At 55.3% G+C, this 19,280-nt stretch carries 16 protein-coding genes and 1 tRNA gene; 12 read left to right on the top strand and 5 right to left on the bottom strand.

From position 1 onward, the window contains the following. Positions 1-21 precede the first annotated feature (21 nt). The 3 genes from ACKLKD_RS21830 to ACKLKD_RS21820 all read left to right on the top strand — a co-directional run bounded on the left by ACKLKD_RS21830 (position 22) and on the right by ACKLKD_RS21820 (position 1,293). Positions 22-294 carry a fimbrial protein gene (locus ACKLKD_RS21830; RefSeq protein ID WP_420061987.1) on the top strand — a complete coding sequence of 91 codons (273 nt, stop codon included), beginning with the start codon at positions 22-24 and terminating at the stop codon, positions 292-294. 243 nt (positions 295-537) lie between these two features. Next, positions 538-900 carry a hypothetical protein gene (locus tag ACKLKD_RS21825; protein ID WP_087805823.1) on the top strand — a complete coding sequence of 121 codons (363 nt, stop codon included), beginning with the start codon at positions 538-540 and terminating at the stop codon, positions 898-900. A 30-nt stretch (positions 901-930) separates the two neighbouring features. Beyond that, complete coding sequence (locus ACKLKD_RS21820; protein ID WP_087805825.1) at positions 931-1,293, top strand: hypothetical protein; 363 nt, start codon at positions 931-933, stop codon at positions 1,291-1,293. Positions 1,294-1,970: 677 nt separating this feature from the next. On the opposite strand, the gene groL is transcribed toward ACKLKD_RS21820, so the two are convergent. Together groL and ACKLKD_RS21810 are read right to left on the bottom strand one after the other, a co-directional pair. Beyond that, positions 1,971-3,617 (bottom strand): chaperonin GroEL, encoded by a 1,647-nt coding sequence (gene groL / locus ACKLKD_RS21815; protein ID WP_087805827.1) that lies wholly within the window; start codon positions 3,615-3,617, stop codon positions 1,971-1,973. A gap of 37 nt (positions 3,618-3,654) precedes the next feature. Next, positions 3,655-3,948 carry a co-chaperone GroES gene (locus ACKLKD_RS21810; protein ID WP_004152420.1) on the bottom strand — a complete coding sequence of 98 codons (294 nt, stop codon included), beginning with the start codon at positions 3,946-3,948 and terminating at the stop codon, positions 3,655-3,657. A gap of 232 nt (positions 3,949-4,180) precedes the next feature. Between ACKLKD_RS21810 and yjeH the strand changes: the two genes are divergently transcribed. After that, positions 4,181-5,431, top strand: coding sequence for an L-methionine/branched-chain amino acid transporter (gene yjeH / locus ACKLKD_RS21805; protein ID WP_025712595.1), 1,251 nt, complete (start codon positions 4,181-4,183; stop codon positions 5,429-5,431). Positions 5,432-5,481: 50 nt separating this feature from the next. On the opposite strand, the gene ACKLKD_RS21800 is transcribed toward yjeH, so the two are convergent. Beyond that, the gene (locus ACKLKD_RS21800) at positions 5,482-5,958 is read right to left on the bottom strand and encodes an FxsA family protein (protein WP_025712594.1); all 477 of its coding nucleotides are present in this window, start codon (positions 5,956-5,958) and stop codon (positions 5,482-5,484) included. Between the two features lie 337 nt (positions 5,959-6,295). Here ACKLKD_RS21800 and aspA point away from each other — a divergent pair, with 337 nt between their 5' ends. The 7 genes from aspA to ACKLKD_RS21765 all read left to right on the top strand — a co-directional run bounded on the left by aspA (position 6,296) and on the right by ACKLKD_RS21765 (position 14,308). Then, entirely contained in the window at positions 6,296-7,732 is a 1,437-nt protein-coding gene (gene aspA, locus ACKLKD_RS21795; protein ID WP_025712593.1) for an aspartate ammonia-lyase, read from the top strand. A 115-nt stretch (positions 7,733-7,847) separates the two neighbouring features. Beyond that, complete coding sequence (locus ACKLKD_RS21790; RefSeq protein ID WP_025712592.1) at positions 7,848-9,149, top strand: anaerobic C4-dicarboxylate transporter; 1,302 nt, start codon at positions 7,848-7,850, stop codon at positions 9,147-9,149. A gap of 121 nt (positions 9,150-9,270) precedes the next feature. After that, positions 9,271-9,594, top strand: a complete 324-nt coding sequence (gene cutA, locus ACKLKD_RS21785) for a divalent cation tolerance protein CutA (RefSeq protein WP_025712591.1) — start codon at positions 9,271-9,273, stop codon at positions 9,592-9,594. Continuing rightward, positions 9,570-11,351, top strand: a complete 1,782-nt coding sequence (locus tag ACKLKD_RS21780) for a protein-disulfide reductase DsbD (RefSeq protein ID WP_087805829.1) — start codon at positions 9,570-9,572, stop codon at positions 11,349-11,351. Before cutA ends, ACKLKD_RS21780 begins: the two co-directional genes overlap by 25 nt. A gap of 35 nt (positions 11,352-11,386) precedes the next feature. Beyond that, the gene (locus tag ACKLKD_RS21775; protein WP_087805851.1) at positions 11,387-11,962 is read left to right on the top strand and encodes a transcriptional regulator; all 576 of its coding nucleotides are present in this window, start codon (positions 11,387-11,389) and stop codon (positions 11,960-11,962) included. A 67-nt stretch (positions 11,963-12,029) separates the two neighbouring features. Continuing rightward, complete coding sequence (locus ACKLKD_RS21770) at positions 12,030-14,117, top strand: DUF1176 domain-containing protein (RefSeq protein WP_080897635.1); 2,088 nt, start codon at positions 12,030-12,032, stop codon at positions 14,115-14,117. Between the two features lie 115 nt (positions 14,118-14,232). Then, positions 14,233-14,308, top strand: a tRNA-Phe gene (locus ACKLKD_RS21765). A gap of 715 nt (positions 14,309-15,023) precedes the next feature. Here ACKLKD_RS21765 and ACKLKD_RS21760 read toward each other — a convergent pair. Next, a complete protein-coding gene (locus ACKLKD_RS21760; RefSeq protein ID WP_080897653.1) occupies positions 15,024-15,314 on the bottom strand; it encodes a PerC family transcriptional regulator in 291 nt (96 codons plus the stop codon). 311 nt (positions 15,315-15,625) lie between these two features. After that, entirely contained in the window at positions 15,626-16,192 is a 567-nt protein-coding gene (locus ACKLKD_RS21755; protein ID WP_025712586.1) for a helix-turn-helix transcriptional regulator, read from the bottom strand. A 632-nt stretch (positions 16,193-16,824) separates the two neighbouring features. Between ACKLKD_RS21755 and pgaA the strand changes: the two genes are divergently transcribed. After that, positions 16,825-19,272: a poly-beta-1,6 N-acetyl-D-glucosamine export porin PgaA gene (pgaA, locus tag ACKLKD_RS21750; protein ID WP_165931843.1), complete on the top strand. Its 2,448-nt coding sequence runs from the start codon at positions 16,825-16,827 to the stop codon at positions 19,270-19,272. Positions 19,273-19,280 lie beyond the last annotated feature (8 nt).

Here is a 19,280-nt window from a genome sequence, read left to right as displayed (position 1 = left end):
TACGTTCAGTAAGTTGGAGTCATTACCTACGTTTCTTTTGACCCAACGACCGGTAGTACTGGAAAAGGTATACTTAATGTTGACACCAGTAATTCAGATGCCGCCACAGGTATAGCAATTGAGATACTTAATGCTAACGATCGTTCTCCTTTAGTTTTCTCTAGTGAAACCAAATATCATACCAATATGGAGAGCTCAGTAGAGATCCCACTTGTTGCTCACTATAAACGTATCGGGACGGTTAAATCAGGGACTGCTAATGCTGCAATGACCTTCACGATAAATCAATATTAATAAAACTTAAAATGAACTGTGATGTGAACCTAACCTCACAGTTCATTAAGCAGCAATAATTCATGTAAAGATGAGTTGAAAAACAGAATTGGATATTTATTCTGTAACGGCTTCCAGTAACAGGAATGCTTCTTGGCATTCACGTTATATTATTGACCAATGTATATTGATTAATAAGGAAGAAAATATTGGTTCGATCTAATATACAATTGTAAGCTTTATTACTTTTTTCAAGGAGCGTTAATGAAAGAGTTATCAGTAATTGAAATGGAATCCATTGCTGGTGCATACAGCTGGGATTTTTCCTCTCTGGGTTCAGCACTGACTTCTATCGTATCAAACAGCGTTGAAGCGGTAGCATCCGCGGTCACTCTGGGATCGATTCTTGCCAGCTACGGCAGTTCTATTGGCGGAACACATGGCAGCGATAGCGGCGGTATCCTCGGCGTTGGTACCATTGGTATGGCCGTTGGTGGCTTATGGGGGCTGATCGCTGGCGGTATTATCGGTGCTATTACCGGTGCCTTACTTGGTTGGGATGATTCTATGCAACTGACCATGGACGGTTATAAAGGTTTGATTGATGGAACAACCGGCATTTTCTAATTTCACCACTGATTAAAATAAGGACATAAAATGAAAGAATTATCTGTAATTGAAATGGAATCAATCTCTGGTGCTTATAGCTGGGACTTCTCATCCCTGGGATCGGCGATTTCATCTATTGCATCAAACGGCGTTGAAGCAGTCGCTTCTGCTTTGCTGTTAGGTGCAATCACCGCTGGTGGTGGTAGCATTGTTGGCGGCTCCCACGGCAGCGATAATGGCGGTATCTTTGGCGTTGGTACCATCGGTATGATGATCGGCGGACTCTATGGCATTATCGTTGGTGCAATTAACGGTGCTGCAGCTGGTTTCTTCCTGGGGTGGGATCAGTCAAAACAAATCGCGATTGATGGCATAGAAGGTATCTTTAAAGGTACCCCGGGCATTTATTAATCCCGATTTATTACTCAACATAAAAAGGTACGACGTTGTACCTTTTTATGTTTTTAACATTCCAATATAGCTATTTGCGAAATTTATCACTCCTTTCTTTATTAAAAATCAATCTCACAAATAAAAACCATCATTATAAATTTCATTCATAGATTTATTACGATAAACCACTTTAGTGATTAGGATTGATTAACATATTAATTATAAGATAAAACACTCATTACTGTAGTTTTTATACGTTTAATACTCTGCTCCAGTAGCGAATCCATTCCGACATCAATTTCCATTTAAAATCATTAAGTAGGTTTATGTGATTTTAAACTGATTGGTCCCCTCCCTTAAAACAGTACCAGGCTAAACAGGAAAATCAACGGATAACCCGTTAATTCAATCACTTAATAACAGCCTGAACATTCACTGGCTTCTGTCACTAGAAGAGGCGCAGGACGATCTCGAGAACTGGCGCAGGAATACAATCAATGAGAGAAAGTATTAATCAGTAAATGACATGATCCGGATGAATTTATCCGAAGTCTCCGAAAAGACGAAGATCACTGATTTAGCACAGCACTGATTTTGTACCAGGGTTACGAAGAGGATGATTAAAAATAACAATAAAAAACCCCCAGCCATTGCTGGCCAGGGGTTTCTGCTTTTTTAAGCCGTAGAGCGCACGATTACATCATGCCGCTCATACCGCCCATGCCACCCATGCCGCCGGCAGCACCTAAATCAGGCGCATCACCTTTCGGCAGGTCGGTCACCATGCACTCGGTGGTGATCATCAGACCAGCCACGGAAGCCGCGTACTGCAGAGCTGAACGGGTTACTTTGGTTGGGTCCAGGATACCGAAGTCGATCATGTTGCCGTATTCTTCAGTTGCCGCGTTGTAACCGTAGTTACCGTCGCCTGCTTTCACGTTGTTTGCCACAACAGACGGCTCTTCACCGGCGTTGGACACGATCTGACGCAGCGGTGCTTCCATTGCACGCAGCGCAACTTTGATACCGACGTTCTGATCTTCGTTCTGACCGGTCAGGCCAGTGAGTTTCGCTGCAACGCGAACCAGCGCTACGCCGCCGCCAGCCACCACGCCTTCTTCAACCGCAGCACGGGTTGCGTGCAGGGCGTCGTCGACGCGTGCTTTTTTCTCTTTCATTTCAACTTCGGTAGCCGCACCGACTTTGATTACTGCTACGCCGCCAGCCAGTTTAGCGACACGTTCCTGCAGTTTTTCACGGTCGTAGTCGGAGGTCGCTTCTTCGATCTGCTTACGGATCTGAGCAACACGGCCCTGGATTGCGGATTCTTCGCCAACGCCATCAATGATGGTGGTGGTGTCTTTGTTGATAACCACGCGTTTCGCCTGGCCCAGGTCTTCCAGAGTCGCTTTTTCCAGCTCCATACCGATCTCTTCAGAGATAACGGTACCGCCAGTCAGAGTGGCGATATCCTGCAGCATAGCTTTACGACGGTCGCCGAAGCCCGGTGCTTTCACCGCAGCCACTTTAACGATGCCGCGCATGGTGTTAACCACCAGGGTCGCCAGCGCTTCGCCTTCAACGTCTTCAGCGATGATAACCAGCGGTTTGCCCGCTTTCGCTACGGCTTCCAGAACCGGCAGCATTTCGCGGATGTTGGAGATTTTTTTGTCAGCCAACAGGATGAACGGGCTTTCCAGCTCAACGGCACCGGTGTCCGGCTTGTTGATGAAGTACGGAGACAGGTAGCCACGGTCGAACTGCATACCTTCAACTACGTCCAGTTCGTCTTCCAGACCAGTACCGTCTTCAACGGTGATCACGCCTTCTTTACCAACTTTATCCATCGCTTCCGCGATCAGTTTACCTACGGTTTCGTCGGAGTTAGCGGAGATAGTACCAACCTGAGCAATCGCTTTAGAGTCGGAGCACGGTACGGACAGCGCTTTCAGTTCTTCAACAGCAGCAACGACAGCTTTGTCGATACCACGTTTCAGATCCATCGGGTTCATGCCCGCAGCAACAGCTTTCAGGCCTTCGTTCACGATAGCCTGAGCCAGTACGGTTGCGGTGGTGGTACCGTCGCCTGCCGCGTCGTTCGCTTTAGAGGCAACTTCTTTCACCATCTGCGCGCCCATGTTTTCGAACTTGTCTTCCAGTTCGATTTCACGTGCAACGGAAACACCATCTTTGGTGATGGTCGGCGCGCCGAAGGACTTATCCAGAACCACGTTACGGCCTTTCGGGCCCAGGGTTACTTTAACTGCATCTGCCAGTACGTTTACGCCGCGCAGCATTTTTACACGAGCGTCGTTACCGAATTTTACGTCTTTTGCTGCCATTTCTTTTATTCCTCAAATTCGTTCAGGGTCGTGCGAATTACGCTTCAACAATAGCCAGGATGTCGCTTTCGGACATGATCAGTACTTCTTCGTTGTCGATCTTTTCAGTCTTCACGCCGTAGCCATCGTTGAAAATCACGATGTCACCAACTTTAACGTCCAGCGGCTGCACAGTCCCGTTTTCCAGGATGCGGCCTTTACCGACAGCGATGATTTCGCCACGCGTTGACTTAGCTGCTGCAGAACCGGTCAGAACGATGCCGCCCGCAGATTTGGTTTCAACTTCTTTACGTTTGACGATCACACGATCATGTAACGGACGAATACTCATTGATAGCTCTCCTTCGAGAAAGTCATTATCAGTTATGGGTGACGCCGGGCCGAACGCGGTTTACCGGCTAGTGCAGAGAGAGATGGGGATGGCCATTTCCGGCTTCAAGGGCAAAATTAAAAAAAATTTTTACCTTTGCGCTGGCGCACAAAAAGCGGCCATGCCAGGCAATCGGTCATAAGGAAAAGCGATTGTGATACTCTCTTTTTTTTCACTGGCGCAGGATTGAATCATGAGTGGTTTAAAACAGGAGTTAGGGCTAGGACAGGGAGTCGGGTTGCTTTCCACCTCATTGCTGGGTACTGGCGTCTTCGCTGTCCCGGCGCTGGCGGCGCTGGTCGCTGGCGATAACAGCCTGTGGGCATGGCCGCTGCTCATTCTCCTCGTTTTCCCGGTCGCCATCGTGTTCGCCCTGCTGGGCCGCCATTTTCCCAGCGCGGGCGGTGTAGCTCACTTTGTCGATATGGCCTTTGGCCCACGTCTGGCCAGCGTCACCGGCTGGCTGTTTTTATCGGTTATCCCGGTCGGGCTCCCCGCCGCCCTGCACATCGCCACCGGCTTTGGCCAGGCGCTGTTCGGCTGGCACGATACACAGTTGCTGCTGGCGGAGCTGGGTACCCTGGCCATCGTCTGGTGGGTCGGTTCGCGTGGCGCCAGCTCCAGCGCTAACCTGCAGACGCTGGTTGCCGTACTGATTGTGGCGCTGATCGTCGCCGTCTGGTGGCGCGGTGGAATAAGCCCGGCGCAGATCCCCTTCCCGGCCCCGGCGGAAATTGACCGCGGGCAGCTCTTTTCGGCGCTGTCGGTGATGTTCTGGTGCTTTGTTGGTCTGGAAGCCTTTGCTCACCTTGCCTCGGAGTTTAAACATCCCGAGCGTGACTTCCCCAGGGCGCTGATGATAGGCCTGCTGCTTGCCGGTTCGGTCTACTGGGCCTGTACCGTGCTGGTGCTGCACTTCCACGCCTTTGGCGAGGAGATGGCGGCGGCGGCGTCATTACCGAACATCGTGGTCCGTCTGTTCGGTGTCGAAGCGCTGTGGGTGGCCTGCGTCATCGGCTATCTCGCCTGTTTCGCCAGCCTCAACATCTATATTCAAAGCTTCGCCCGCCTGGTCTGGTCGCAGGCGCAGCATAAGCCCGAAAGCTACCTCGCCCGCCTGTCGCCGCGGCAGATCCCGCGCAACGCCCTTAACGCCGTGCTGGGCTCCTGCGTGGTCAGTACCTTGTGTATTTATTTGCTCGATATCAATCTGGACGCGCTGATCGTCTATGCCAACGGCATCTTCATCATGATCTATCTGCTGTGCATGCTGGCGGGCTGTCGTTTGCTGCGCGGACGCTATCGGCTATTGGCGGTGGTGGGCAGCATTCTCTGTCTGCTGCTGTTAACGATGGTCGGCTGGAAGAGTCTGTACGCGCTGGTGATGCTCGCGGTGCTGTGGCTGTTTTTACCGAAGCGCAGGCTGGCGACGGGAAGCGTATAGATCTGGAAAGAAAGCGGCCCGGACGCCTCTGCTGACCGGGCCGCTGTATGTTATTCGCGGCGATCGTCCTTATGGTCCAGACGGTCGTGTTGCTCATCCTTGCGCTGGAATTCCCCTTCGAAGGTCTCCCCGCCGCCAGTTCCGGCGCTAAAGCCGCCGCCCGGCATCCGGCTGAAGCGCAGATGCGGCATCAGCTTCATCGTCAGGTGCTTTTGCACCGGCGGCAGAAGCAGCAGCAGGCCGAGGAAGTCGGTAAAGAATCCCGGGAGCAACAGCAGCAGACCAGCGATAATCAGCGATACGCTTTTGATCATCTCCGCCGCCGGACTCTCGCCCGCGGCCATCTTCTGCTGCATCAGCAGGAAGTTTTTGAAGCCCTGGTTACGCACCAGCGACATCCCCACCACCGAGCTAAAGATCACCAGAATCAGGGTCATAAAGACGCCCAGCACGTGCGCGACCTGAATAAAGATCGATATCTCAATGTAAACGTAAAGAAAAAAGGCAATAAACGGAATCCAACGCACTGGCGTCTCCTTCATCGACGGGCGCTGCGTTCAGCGCCCGTAATCATCAATTTGCTGATCGTATCCCACTAAGATGGGGGTACTGCGCGAATTTTCAATCAGCGGAAATGCTTATTTTTCTCAGGAATAGAAAAGCGGTGATTCATTTCACAGATTAATAAATCTTCACATACCCGCGATGTAATAAGTGATCAAGCTTACTGATATTCGCTATCATCAGCATATGATCTTGGGCACCGGGCCGGTTAAGGAAATAATCGTCGGCCAGAAAATATACTGAATCCTGGATATTCTGTGTATTTGGTGAATTCATTGGCAGCTTGAAAAGAAGGTTCACATGTTAAACAACATTCGTATCGAAGAAGATCTGTTGGGCACCAGGGAAGTTCCCGCGGACGCTTACTACGGCGTTCATACTCTGCGAGCGATTGAAAACTTCTACATTAGCAACAGCAAAATCAGCGACATACCAGAATTCGTGCGCGGCATGGTGATGGTGAAGAAAGCCGCGGCGCTGGCGAACAAGGAGCTGCAGACCATTCCCAAAAGCGCGGCAAATGCAATTATTGCCGCCTGTGACGAGGTCCTGAATAACGGCAAATGCATGGACCAATTCCCGGTCGATGTCTTCCAGGGCGGGGCCGGCACCTCCGTAAACATGAACACCAACGAAGTTTTGGCAAACATCGGCCTTGAGCTGATGGGCCACCAGAAAGGCGAATACCAGTACCTGAACCCAAACGATCACGTCAACAAATGCCAGTCTACTAACGATGCCTACCCTACCGGGTTCCGCATCGCGGTGTATGCTTCCATTCTGAAGTTAATCGATGCGATTAAACAGCTGGGCGAAGGCTTCCAGGCGAAAGCCGTGGAGTTCGAGGACATTCTCAAAATGGGCCGCACCCAACTGCAGGATGCCGTGCCGATGACCCTCGGCCAGGAGTTCCATGCCTTCAATGTGCTGCTTAATGAAGAGACCAAAAGCATTCTGCGCACTGCGGAGCTGCTGCTGGAGGTGAACCTCGGCGCCACCGCGATCGGTACACGCCTCAACACCCCGGACGGCTATCAGCAGCTGGCGGTGCAGAAGCTGGCGGAAGTGAGCAACTTACCGGTCGTCCCGGCGGAAGACCTGATTGAAGCCACCTCGGACTGCGGGGCGTACGTCATGGTTCACAGCTCGCTGAAACGCCTGGCGGTGAAACTGTCCAAGATCTGTAACGACCTGCGTCTGCTCTCTTCCGGACCGCGCGCCGGCCTCAACGAAATCAACCTGCCGGAGCTGCAGGCTGGCTCTTCTATTATGCCGGCGAAGGTTAACCCGGTAGTGCCGGAGGTGGTCAACCAGGTCTGCTTTAAAGTCATCGGCAACGATACCACCGTGACCATGGCCTCCGAAGCCGGCCAGCTGCAGCTGAACGTGATGGAGCCGGTGATCGGCCAGGCGATGTTCGAGTCCATTCATATCCTGACCAACGCCTGCTACAACCTGCTGGAGAAATGCGTTAACGGCATCACCGCCAATAAAGCGGTGTGTGAAGGCTACGTCTACAACTCCATCGGCATTGTCACCTACCTCAACCCGTTTATCGGCCACCACAATGGCGATATCGTCGGCAAGATCTGCGCCGAAACCGGCAAGAGCGTACGGGAAGTGGTGCTGGAGCGTGGACTGCTGACGGCGGCGGAGCTGGATGATATTTTCTCCGCGCAAAACCTGATGCATCCCGCTTATAAAGCGAAGCGTTATACCGATGAAAGCGAACAGTAATCTTTCAGGTTAGTCATTGAAAGGCATGTCAGCGATGACATGCCTTTTTTGCTTTTAAGTTTTACTAAAATACAACAATCCAATATCAACTTGTTAAAAAACAAGGAAGGCATATATGTTTGGTGCAGAACTGGTTATTGTCCTGCTGGCGATTTATCTCGGCGCCAGGCTGGGCGGCATCGGTATCGGCTTTGCCGGTGGCCTTGGCGTCCTTGTCCTGACGCTTATTTTTCAAATTAAACCGGGCGCAATCCCCTTCGACGTTATTGAAATCATTATGGCGGTGATTGCCGCTATCGCCGCCATGCAGGTCGCCGGCGGGATGGATTATCTGGTTAGCCTCGCCGAACGGATGCTGCGTCGCCATCCGAAGTACATTACCTTCCTTGCCCCGCTGGTGACCTGGTTTATGACCGTGCTCGCCGGCACCGGCCATACCGCCTTCTCCACGCTGCCGGTGATAACCGAAGTGGCCAAAGAGCAAGGTATTCGTCCCTCGCGTCCGCTGTCGATTGCGGTGGTGGCCTCCCAGATAGCAATCACCGCCTCGCCTATCTCCGCGGCGGTGGTGTTCTTTGCCGGGCTCCTGGAGCCGCTGGGCGTCAGCTACCTGATGCTGCTGGCCATCTGTATTCCCGTCACCCTGCTGGCGGTGATGCTCACTGCGATTGTCTGCAACTTTCTCGGCTGCGAGCTGAAAGACGACCCGGTTTATCAGGAACGGCTGGCCAAGGGGGAAGTCAGACTGCGCGGCAGCCAGGTATTTGAGCTGAAGCCGCACGCCAAACGTTCCGTCCTGCTGTTTTTGATCGGCATTGTGGCGGTGATGTTCTACGCCACCGCCATCAGCGATACCGTCGGCCTGATCAAGAACCCGGTGCTGCCGCGTAACGAGGCGATCGTGGTGTTTATGCTGACCATCGCCACCCTGATTAGCATCACCTGCAAAATCGACACTGGCGAGGTGCTCAACGCCAGCACCTTTAAGTCCGGGATGAGCGCCTGCGTCTGCGTGCTCGGCGTCGCCTGGCTGGGGGACACCTTCGTTAAGGCGCATATCAGCGATATCCAGGCCGTGGCCGGCGACCTGCTGCACAACTATCCGTGGCTGCTGGCGGTGGTGTTATTCTTCGCCGCCACGCTGCTCTACTCGCAGGCAGCCACCACCAAGGCGTTGATGCCCGCCGCACTGCTGCTGGGCGTCAGCCCGTTAACGGCGATTGCCTCGTTTGCCGCCGTCTCGGCGCTGTTCGTCCTGCCAACCTACCCAACCCTGCTGGCGGCGGTAGAAATGGACGACACTGGCTCGACGCGCATCGGCAAATATGTCTTTAACCACGCCTTCCTGATCCCTGGCGTTATCGCTATCACGCTGTGCGTGATCCTCGGCTTTATCTTTGGCGGGATTATGCTGTAAATACCGCTGGCGGCGGGCCTGCTGAGGGCCCGCTTCCCGTTTGCCCCTTTCCCCGCGCGTTACCCTGATCTCCCCGCATCTTGCGTGTTATAGTGCCTCTTTCGCTGATACGAGGTTCATAATGACTACGCCTGATGCTGTTGTTGTTCTCTGTACCGCGCCGGACGAAGCGACCGCCCAGGATCTGGCGGCAAAAGCCCTGGCGGACAAGCTTGCCGCCTGCGCCACGCTGCTGCCGGGCGCCACTTCGCTGTATTACTGGGAAGGAAAGCTGGAGCAGGAGTATGAAGTTCAGATGCTGCTCAAAACAGACCTTGCCCATCAGCAGGCGTTGCTGGACTGTCTGAAGGCTCATCACCCGTATCAAACCCCTGAACTGCTGGTTCTGCCCGTCACGTATGGAGACAACGATTACCTCTCATGGCTTACCGCATCATTACGCTGATTTTGCTGCTGTGCAGCACGTCAGCCACCGCCGGGTTATTCGATGCGCCAGGGCGCTCGAACTTCGTGCCTGCTGATCAAGCTTTCGCCTTTGACTTTCAGCAGCAACAGCACGACATCAACCTGAGCTGGCAAATCAAGGATGGTTATTATCTTTATCGTCAACAGTTTACCTTCAGCGTCGCTGGCGCAACGATCGACGAACCGGCGCTGCCGGCGGGAGAGTGGCATGAAGATGAGTTTTACGGCAAAAGCGAGATCTTTCGCCAGCGCCTGACCGTGCCCGTGACGGTAAAGCAGGCGGATAAAGACGCCACCCTCACCGTCACCTGGCAGGGCTGCGCCGATGCTGGATTCTGTTATCCGCCGGAGACCAGAGTGGTCCCGCTGAGCGCCGTGCTGACGGCCTCAAGCGACGCTCAGTCAACCGTCGCCGCTCCCGTGTCGTCGCCGAACCCTCGTCCAGCCTTCAACCCGCCGCTGCCGGTCGAGCCGCGCCCGGCGGCGCAAGCGCCTGCCTCTGCGCCGCCAGCGGATACTCCCGCTCGCCTGCCGTTTACCGCCCTGTGGGCGCTGCTGATCGGCATTGGCATTGCCTTCACCCCCTGCGTGCTACCGATGTACCCGCTGATTTCCGGCATCGTGCTGGGCGGGAAACAACGGCTTTCCACCGCGCGGGCCCTGCTTCTGGCCTTTATCTATGTTCAGGGGATGGCCTTAACCTACACCGCGCTGGGGCTGGTGGTGGCCGCCGCCGGGCTGCAGTTCCAGGCAGCCCTGCAGCACCCGTATGTTCTGGTGGGCCTGTCGGTGGTGTTTATACTGCTGGCGCTCTCCATGTTCGGCCTGTTCACGCTGCAGCTGCCGTCGTCGCTCCAGACGCGGCTGGCGCTGCTCAGCAATAAACGCCAGGGCGGCTCGCCCGGTGGCGTTTTCGCGATGGGCGCCATTGCCGGGCTGATCTGCTCCCCCTGCACCACTGCGCCGCTGAGCGCCATTCTGTTGTATATCGCCCAGAGCGGTAATCTGTGGCTGGGCGGCGGCACGCTGTACCTGTACGCGCTGGGCATGGGGCTGCCATTGATCCTCGTGACCGTGTTTGGCAACCGCCTGCTGCCGAAGAGCGGCCCGTGGATGAGCCATGTGAAAACCGCCTTCGGGTTTGTGATCCTTGCCCTGCCCGTCTTCCTGCTGGAACGCATCCTCGGCGAGCAGTGGGGATTACGGCTGTGGTCAATGCTCGGTGTCGCCTTCTTCAGCTGGGCGTTTATCACCTCGCTGGGCGCTACCCGGCCGTGGATGCGGCTGGCACAAATTGTTCTGCTTGCCGCCGCGTTGGTCAGCGCCCGTCCTCTGCAGGACTGGGCGTTTGGTGCCCCGGCGGTCGAACAGCAGGCGCATCTGGCCTTCACCCGCGTCAGCTCGGTGGCCGAACTTGACCGGGCGCTGGCGCAGGCAAAAGGCCAGCCGGTAATGCTCGATCTCTACGCCGACTGGTGTGTGGCCTGCAAAGAGTTTGAAAAATACACCTTTAGTTCACCTGACGTGCAGCAGGCGCTGAAAGGCACCGTGTTATTACAGGTTGATGTGACGAAGAACAGCCCGCAAGACGTCGCGCTGCTGAAACACCTGCAGGTGCTGGGTCTGCCGACGATCCTGTTCTTCAACGCTGAGGGTCAGGAACAGCCTGAGCGGCGAGTCACCGGTTTTATGGATGCCGCGGCATTCAGCGCCCATTTGCGCGATTGGCAAGCGTGAGCGACACTTTAGGAGGAAAGATGGAGGAGAACACCGTGCAACGTGAAGACGTCCTGGCAGAAGCCATTAAAATTCTTGAAATTGAAGGTATCGCCAACACGTCGCTGGAGATGGTCGCTGAGCGTTTGTCCTGCCCGACGATCGACCTGAAACGCTTCTGGCCTGACCGCGAAGCGCTGCTGTACGACGCGCTTCGCTATCTGAGCCAGCAGGTGGACGCCTGGCGTCGACAGCTCCTGCTGGACGAGACCTTAAGCGCGGAGCAAAAGCTGCTGGCACGCTATGCCGCCCTCACCACCTGCGTCAGCAACCAGCGGTACCCGGGCTGTCTGTTTATCGCCGCCTGCACCTTCTATCCGGATCCTCAGCACCCGATTCATCAGCTGGCGGAACAGCAGAAGCGAGCCTCGCTGGCCTACACCCATGAACTGCTGACGCAATTAGAAGTGGACGACCCGGAAATGGTCGCCAAGCAGATGGAGCTGATCGTCGAGGGCTGCCTGAGCCGTCTGCTGATCAAGCGTAGCCAGACGGACGTGGATACCGCCCGGCGGCTGGCAGAAGATATTCTGCGCTTCGCCCAGTGCCGCATGGGCGGGGCATTAACCTGATTCTGATATCCTAACCGCCACGTCGCGCCTATAATTTCCCCCTCACTGATTGCTGACAGGGATTGATATGCGCGCGTTCTTCTGGGCTGCCTGGCTGGGGCTTTGTTCCACGCCCCTGCTGGCGGCTCCCCTGCAAGGTTTTTCCTTTGCGCAAAATGACTGGGAGCTCGCCTGCGATAACACCGGCACCTGCCGGGCAGCGGGCTACGGTGTCCGCATGGGCGAAGTCAGCATACTGTTAACCCGCAACGCGGGCAGCGAACAGCACCTCACCGCCACGGCCACCTTCGCGCAGATCGAACACGATATCCCCGCCGACTCCACCGCCAGCCTGCTGATCGACGACAGGGATCTCGGCGCGCTGGACGCTCTGGACGACAGCCACTTCCGCCTCGACAGCGACCAGACGACCGCCTTGCTGCAGGCGTTAACGAATCAGCGCAAAATCGAATTCACCCTCAACGGTCAACGCCTGCCGCTGTCCAGCGCCGGCAGCCGCGAGGTGCTGGGTAAAATGGATGCGTTTCAACGACGCACCGGCACCGCCGATGCGCTGCTGGATAAAGGCGACGCGGGCGACGACGCCATTTTGCCAGCCACGCCCGCCCCGGAAATTATCGCCGCCCCGGTTCTCCATAACGCGCAGCCGGTGCCACTAAGTATGCTCCAGCGCCAGAAGCTGCTGCCCTCCCTGACGCCGCTGCTAAACCAGCGCTGCGACGACTGGCAGAACCCGGCCATTCCGGCGGCAGAGCGCCAGATCACGCTGACCGCGCTGGATAAAACCCATTCTCTGGTGCAGGCGCTCTGCTGGCGAGCGCCCTATAACGACGGCTATGCCCTGTGGCTGGTTGATAACGCCCAGTTAAGCAAACCGCGGCTACTGACCACCGAGGCTTCCAGCTACGCCAACGGTACTCTCGTCTTCCAGCACAAAGAACGGGGGATTGCCGACTGCGTCACCGGCGAAACCCGCGTCTGGGACGGTAAAACCTTTACCCCCAGCCTGAAGTACAGCACCGGTATGTGCCGGGAAATCACCCCCGGCGGCACCTGGATGCTGCCGACCTTTGTCAGCCAGGTGATCCCCAAACAGCAGAAAGAGGCGGATAACCTCGCCCTGCGCACGCTGTATAACGCAGTGTTAAAAGCGCAAAAAAGCGATCCAGAGCTGGCGCTGAACCGGGTCGCCGAGCAGTTTCCGTTAACCGGCCATATTACCGACTTCACGCTCACTTACGCCGACGATACGCTGGTTTCGACCAGCAAACCGTCCCCGGACATCAGCGATGATGAGTGGCAGGCATTTCTGCGCTCCGCGATCAGCGCGGATTCAGAAAACGGCAAAGTCAGCTTCACGCTTATCGATCTCGATGGCGACGGTAAACGCGATCTGATCATCGATAGCTACGTGGGCGGGACCGGGCTCTTCAGCTACACCGGTGTGCTCAAGCGAGGTGATGATGATTTTGCCGCCGTCAACGGCAGCGACAGTGATAACGGTGATGATTTCGATGCCGGAGTGCCCGGTGCCCTCTTTTCCATTAATGGCCGCGGGGCTAACCAGTGGAACCACTGGGTCAAAATCAACGGTCAGGTGTATGCCCTGTGGTACAACGGCCAGTTTGGCGAAGATAACCTTTACCTGCTGCGTCCGTTCAGCACCACCAGCCAGACGCCCGCAGTGACGGTTCGCTATCGCTATACGCTGAACAGCATCCGTTCGCCGGAGAAAGACCAACCGTTGACCCCCAGCCTGAGCGATACCGATAAAGCGGATCTGCTGCGATCGCTGGAAGTGATGCAGGGCAGCCTGCTGAAAGACAGACCCGCCAGCGACAACGACGCGCCGATCTGCCCCATCCCGCCGGGCACCTCCGCTGACGAGGCGGATAACTACTACAGCGGCGTCGCCGTTAACTATATCTATGAGACGGTGGCCTATATTCCAGTCTGGCTGAATGGGAAATGTTATATCGGCACCATTTTCAGCCACCATGGCGCCTATCGCCACGGCGTAGATGCGGAAATTACGCTGAGCTCGCCGCGAGAGGACGAGGAGGTCATTGGTGATTACCTCATCTCCGGGCTGCGCCACGTTATCGCTATTACCAGCGGCTGGAAAACCCGCGAAGGCGATAACGGCATGCAGTGAAGTTAAGCCAAAACGCGCCGTTGAACGCGGAATTGCCGCAAAGATAAGCAATCGACAAGTAATTTAAGAAATTTGGTTGACGGGGTGGGCGGATTACGGTTTAATGCGCCCCGTTGCCCGGATAGCTCAGTCGGTAGAGCAGGGGATTGAAAATCCCCGTGTCCTTGGTTCGATTCCGAGTCCGGGCACCACTTATTTAGAGAACCCGCCCAAAAGGCGGGTTTTTGCTTTTCTGCGATCGGACTCTCCATCGAACTCCGTTCGATTATTCGCCGCACAGCGGCTCACCCCTTCGGGGCCAGCGCGGCAAGCGCGCTGTTCAACGCCTGCGGCGTTAGTCCGAGTCCGGGCACCACTTATTTAGAGAACCCGCCCAAAAGGCGGGTTTTTACTTTTCTGTATCCGGACTCTTCATCGAACTCTATTCTATGATCCCCTACCCGGCGGCGCTGCGCTTGCGCGGGTCTGCGCTGTTTGAGCCTGCGGAGGACCCGTAGGCCGGATAAGGCATTTATGCCGCCATCCGGCACAACCGCGGGTACAGCGTCTGATGTGTATCGCCCGGCGGATGTACGCTTGCACGGTCCTACGCTGTTTGAACCTGTGGAGGACCCGTAGGCCGGATAAGGCATTTATGCCGCCATCCGGCACAACCGCGGGTACAGCGTCTGATGTGTATCGCCCGGCGGATGTACGCTTGCGCGGGCCTACGCTGTTTGAACCTGCGGGGGGCCCGTAGGCCGGATAAGGCATTTATGCCGCCATCCGGCACAACCGCGGGTACGGCGTCTGATGTGAATCGCCCGGCGGCGCTGCGCTTGTGCGAGCCAGGGAGGTAAGGAAACGCCTGTTGAGACGTAGACCGGATAAGGCGAAGCTGTCAGGCAAACCCCGTGAAGAAAGGTATTACTCGGCGGCCGTTTTCCCTTTACCAGGCAGCCTGAACGCTTCGCCATAGGGCTGTGCGATGCCCATGCGATACTGCGTCTCTTTGGCCGCCTGATGGAGATCGGCAAACTCCTCTTTCGGCGCCGGCGGACGTTGCGCCTTTTTCAGACACTGGTTGCGATGGTGACGGATCCACTCTCTGTCATCATCGTCCAGACAGCGCTGCATCACCTCTATCCATCTTGATGCCGCCCGGCGGTAGAGTCCGCACGCCTCTAACCGTTCAGCAATACTGTCCCTTATTCTCATCCACCTCGCTCCTCTGATGCTTTCACGAAATTTCATGGCATTCCGGCGCATGATCCGGAATACCATGATAGAGTTAATTTATGACAAAACTATTCCTGTGCGGCGCAAGGAATATATTCATTATAATAATCGCTGTGCATAGCAAACCGCATTGGCGGTAATTACTTCCAAAGAGCTTCGAAATTATATGCCTGACGCGACCAGAGATACCAGGTAGTCATGACGGTTATACCTATCAATAGCCATTTAATTTATTACAATTCCGTCATCAAATACCTTGCGATGTCATCCGTTACCTGTACAGCAAAGCCTCAAGGGGATGCACCGGCCTGCTCCAGCAGTTTATTTCTAAAGATAAATAAGCAGGCTTCATTAAAATTATCTAATCCCAGGCGTTCATAAAGTGCGGTGCGCTTGCGGTAAAGGCTTTTTACCGACGTATTCAGATTCACCGCCACTTCCTCCATTGTCATTCCAGTCCAAAGCAAACGCAGCATCAACTGTTCGGTCATACTTAAACGCAGATCGTCAAACCACTCTTTGGTCAGTCGTTTGCTCTTCATTTCCAGAAAAAGACCAAATAATGTCGCCATATCCGCGGGTGACAATGACATGTTTAAAAATGATTTCAGACTGAGTAAATGCTCTTCCCGATGGCGCATATCAAGGACAATACAACATATTCGTTTTCGGGATTGTGCCGCCTCCATCACCAGGTAATCGTAATGGCAAAGCGGCGAACGGCTATCAACCAGCAGAGAGACGTCATCAACCTCATTATCTAAAATCGTTTTTCCGCTAGAATCCAACTGAATGATATCAGGAAAAAAATTCTTAACACCTTGAAAGAGATAGTAATCCTCGGTAATCAATATCATTGAAGTTGCCACAAATCGTCCCTTTTACATTTAATCAACAAATTCTCGTCAACCAGACGTATCCTTCGCCCTATGGAACGCTTCGCATGGCGGTGAAAATAACGAGAGCAGTGATTTATCATTAGCGCGGCATCTGAATCAGGCTAAGAAAAACCTCCTTATGTACTGATAGAAAATAAACGGATTAATTATAAATAAAAAAATCCCACAGAAAAGATGCTTTTTCTGTTATTGAGAGTTTTTGTCAGAAATCATCTTAAATATCCACAAAAAACTCTTACCACTTCACCTATATATGCCCCAGGTTACTTTTGAAACAAAATTTCACCCAAGGTTATTTTTTATTTATTTCAGTCAGTTAACAAAAACCCGTTAAGAGCCACCATGCTAATTAAGCCGATTTTACAGATTTATCTTAAAACGCAGATCACCATTAATCCATATTTATCCGCTGCCATATCGGGTATAAATTATCCATTCAATTATCAACCGGAGATATGTTTAATACCTTGCAATAAGTCATTCACCTGCAGTGCCAGTCAGCTAAATGGGACCATCCTCATCCTTTAACTCACCGTCAAAGGACGGTCGTGTTGTGCAATGGATTCTTGATGAACATATGGCAAATAGAAATGGAAAGATCACCTTATTCAAATACATTATTGTTTAATCGCAACACGAAACTCTCGCTGTCAATCGGCTTGCTTTTGCTCTTTCCCTCGTTGGTGCAAGGAGCGGACTCGGTATATGACCAGCAGATCCTGCAAGCACGTCAAGGCCAGTACACCCCCTTTCTCTCTTACCTTCAGCAGTACCAGCTGCGCCATGCTTTAACCCCCTCTCAGGTGGCGGACTGGCTGCAGGTCGCACTCTGGGCGGGTCAGGACGATGAGGTCGTGAAAGTCTGGCGACGCTACCAGGTCTATATGCCGCTTCCCGCACGCGGTACCGCCGCCGCCGCGCAGGCGCTACGCAATCAGAAACAGTGGCAAGCCTCGCTCACGCTGTGGCAACAAGCCCTCAGCCAGGCCCCCGACAGCGACGACTATCGTATCGGCTATATCAAAACGCTGGCCGATGCCCATAAGGACAGCGAGGCACTCAGCGGAGCGCGTCGCCTGGTGGCCGAGCAGGCAAGCATTGCGCACCTGCAGACGCTCTCTTATGTCTATCTGCGGCTGGGTAAAAGCAGGGATCAACTGTTGGTCGACACGCAGATCCTCGATCGTGAGCCGCAAAACAAAGCGGCGCTGGCCAGCCTGATGACGTCCCTCAGCCAAAACCGGATCGATTCCCCCGCCCTCGGCCTGGCGGATAGCGTCGCGCTGTCGCCTGCGGAAAAGCGCAACCTGCAGCTGAACGCCGCCGCCGAACTGGTGCGCCTTGCCGATACGCCTTCCCGGGAGGAAAATGCGCGCTACGCGCTGGCCCGCACGGCACTGGCGCAGTATGACGCGCTGATCGCCGCCTGGCGTCCCGACCCGCAGGCCGGCCCCGACATCATCCGGGCGCGCATTGACCGCCTGGGCGCCCTGTACGCCAGCGCCGACTACGCGCAGGTCATCCGCGAATACCACAGCCTGATCGCGCAGCAGCAGGTGGTTCCCGACTGGGCCATCGGCTGGGTCATCTCCTCTTATATCGCCCTTAAGCAGATTGAGCCTGCGCTGACGCTTATCCACCAGCATCCTTCGTGGCTGACAAGCCCACAGAATGAAGAGCATGAGCTTTTCTACGCCCTGCTGGATACCGGTCAGTACCCGGCGGCGCAACGGTATGTCGCCCGCCTCACCCGGAATGCGCCCTACATCCGTCGCCTCTACGGCTCGCCAACGCCGCAGCCGAACGATGACTGGCTCACCGCGCAGTCGCTTAACGTGCACTATTTATCCGCCACCAACGCCCTGCCGCAGGCCGAAGCCCGGATGCAGCGCCTGGCGGCAACGGCCCCTGGCAACCAGGGCCTGCAGATAGATTATGCCGCCCTTCAGCAGGAGAGAGGACAGCCGCGAGCTGCCGAACATCGGCTAAAAGCAGCCGAATCTCTGGAGCCCGCCAGCCTGCAGCTGGAGCGCCAGCAGGCCTGGGTCGCCCTCGATCTGCAGGAGTGGCGGCAGATGGATCTGCTGACTGACGACGTCATCGCCCGCTCGCCCCGGGATCTGAATACCCAACGCTTAGCCAGAGCCCGTGAGGTCCATCATCTCTCCGAACTTCGCCTGAGCGTTGGCAAAGGGCTGCATTCCGACAACCCGGTGAGCGGCACACACGATCTCAGTTTTGAGACGGCGATCTACAGTCCGCCGCTAGCCGACAGCTGGCGATTGTTCGGCGGGCACCGCTTCGCTGAAGGCAATTTTGAAGAGGGGAAAGGCAGCCGTCGCCAGCTGTTCGCCGGCGTTGAATGGCGCCCGCGCGACTACTGGGGCGAGCTTGAGCTCTCCAGCGTCAATTTTCAAGGCGAGAACAAGCCCGGCCTCCGCCTTTCCGCCGCGCACGACCTCAGCGATCGCTGGCAGCTGGGCGGCGAACTGGAGCGGATTTCGCAGCAGACGCCGCTGCGCGCGTTACGCAATGGCGTCAGCGCCAACCGCGGCGAAGGCTGGCTGCGCTGGTCTCCAAACGAACGCCGGGAGTACCGCGTCAGCGCGGCCGCCAGCCGCTTTACCGACCATAACCGCCGCCAGGAGTACACCCTCTCCGGTAAAGAGCGCCTCTGGCAGACGCCGTGGTTAACGCTGGATCTGCAGCCCGGTTTGTCGGCCAGCGCCAATAGCCGTACCGACACCGCCTACTACAGCCCGGCGCGTGACCTCGCCGCCACCGCGGCGCTGGCCGTCGATCACAGGCTTTACCAGCGCTATGACACCGTCTGGAGCCAGCAGTTGCTCGCCGGCGGCGGCAGCTACTGGCAAAAAAATCACGCCGCCGGCGCGATCACGGTGCTGGGCTACGGGCAGCGCCTGCGCTGGAACAACGTCGTCGACACCGGGGTGATGCTGAACTGGGACAAACGCCCCTATGACGGTAAACGCGAAAACAACCTCGCTATCACTCTTGATGCAAATATACGGTTTTAAGGATGACC

Origin of the sequence: Klebsiella sp. 10982, from assembly GCF_048589245.1 — a bacterium.
GTDB classification, from domain to species: Bacteria; Pseudomonadota; Gammaproteobacteria; order Enterobacterales; family Enterobacteriaceae; genus Klebsiella; species Klebsiella quasivariicola.
This window is presented reverse-complemented; position numbering and strand designations above follow the sequence as displayed.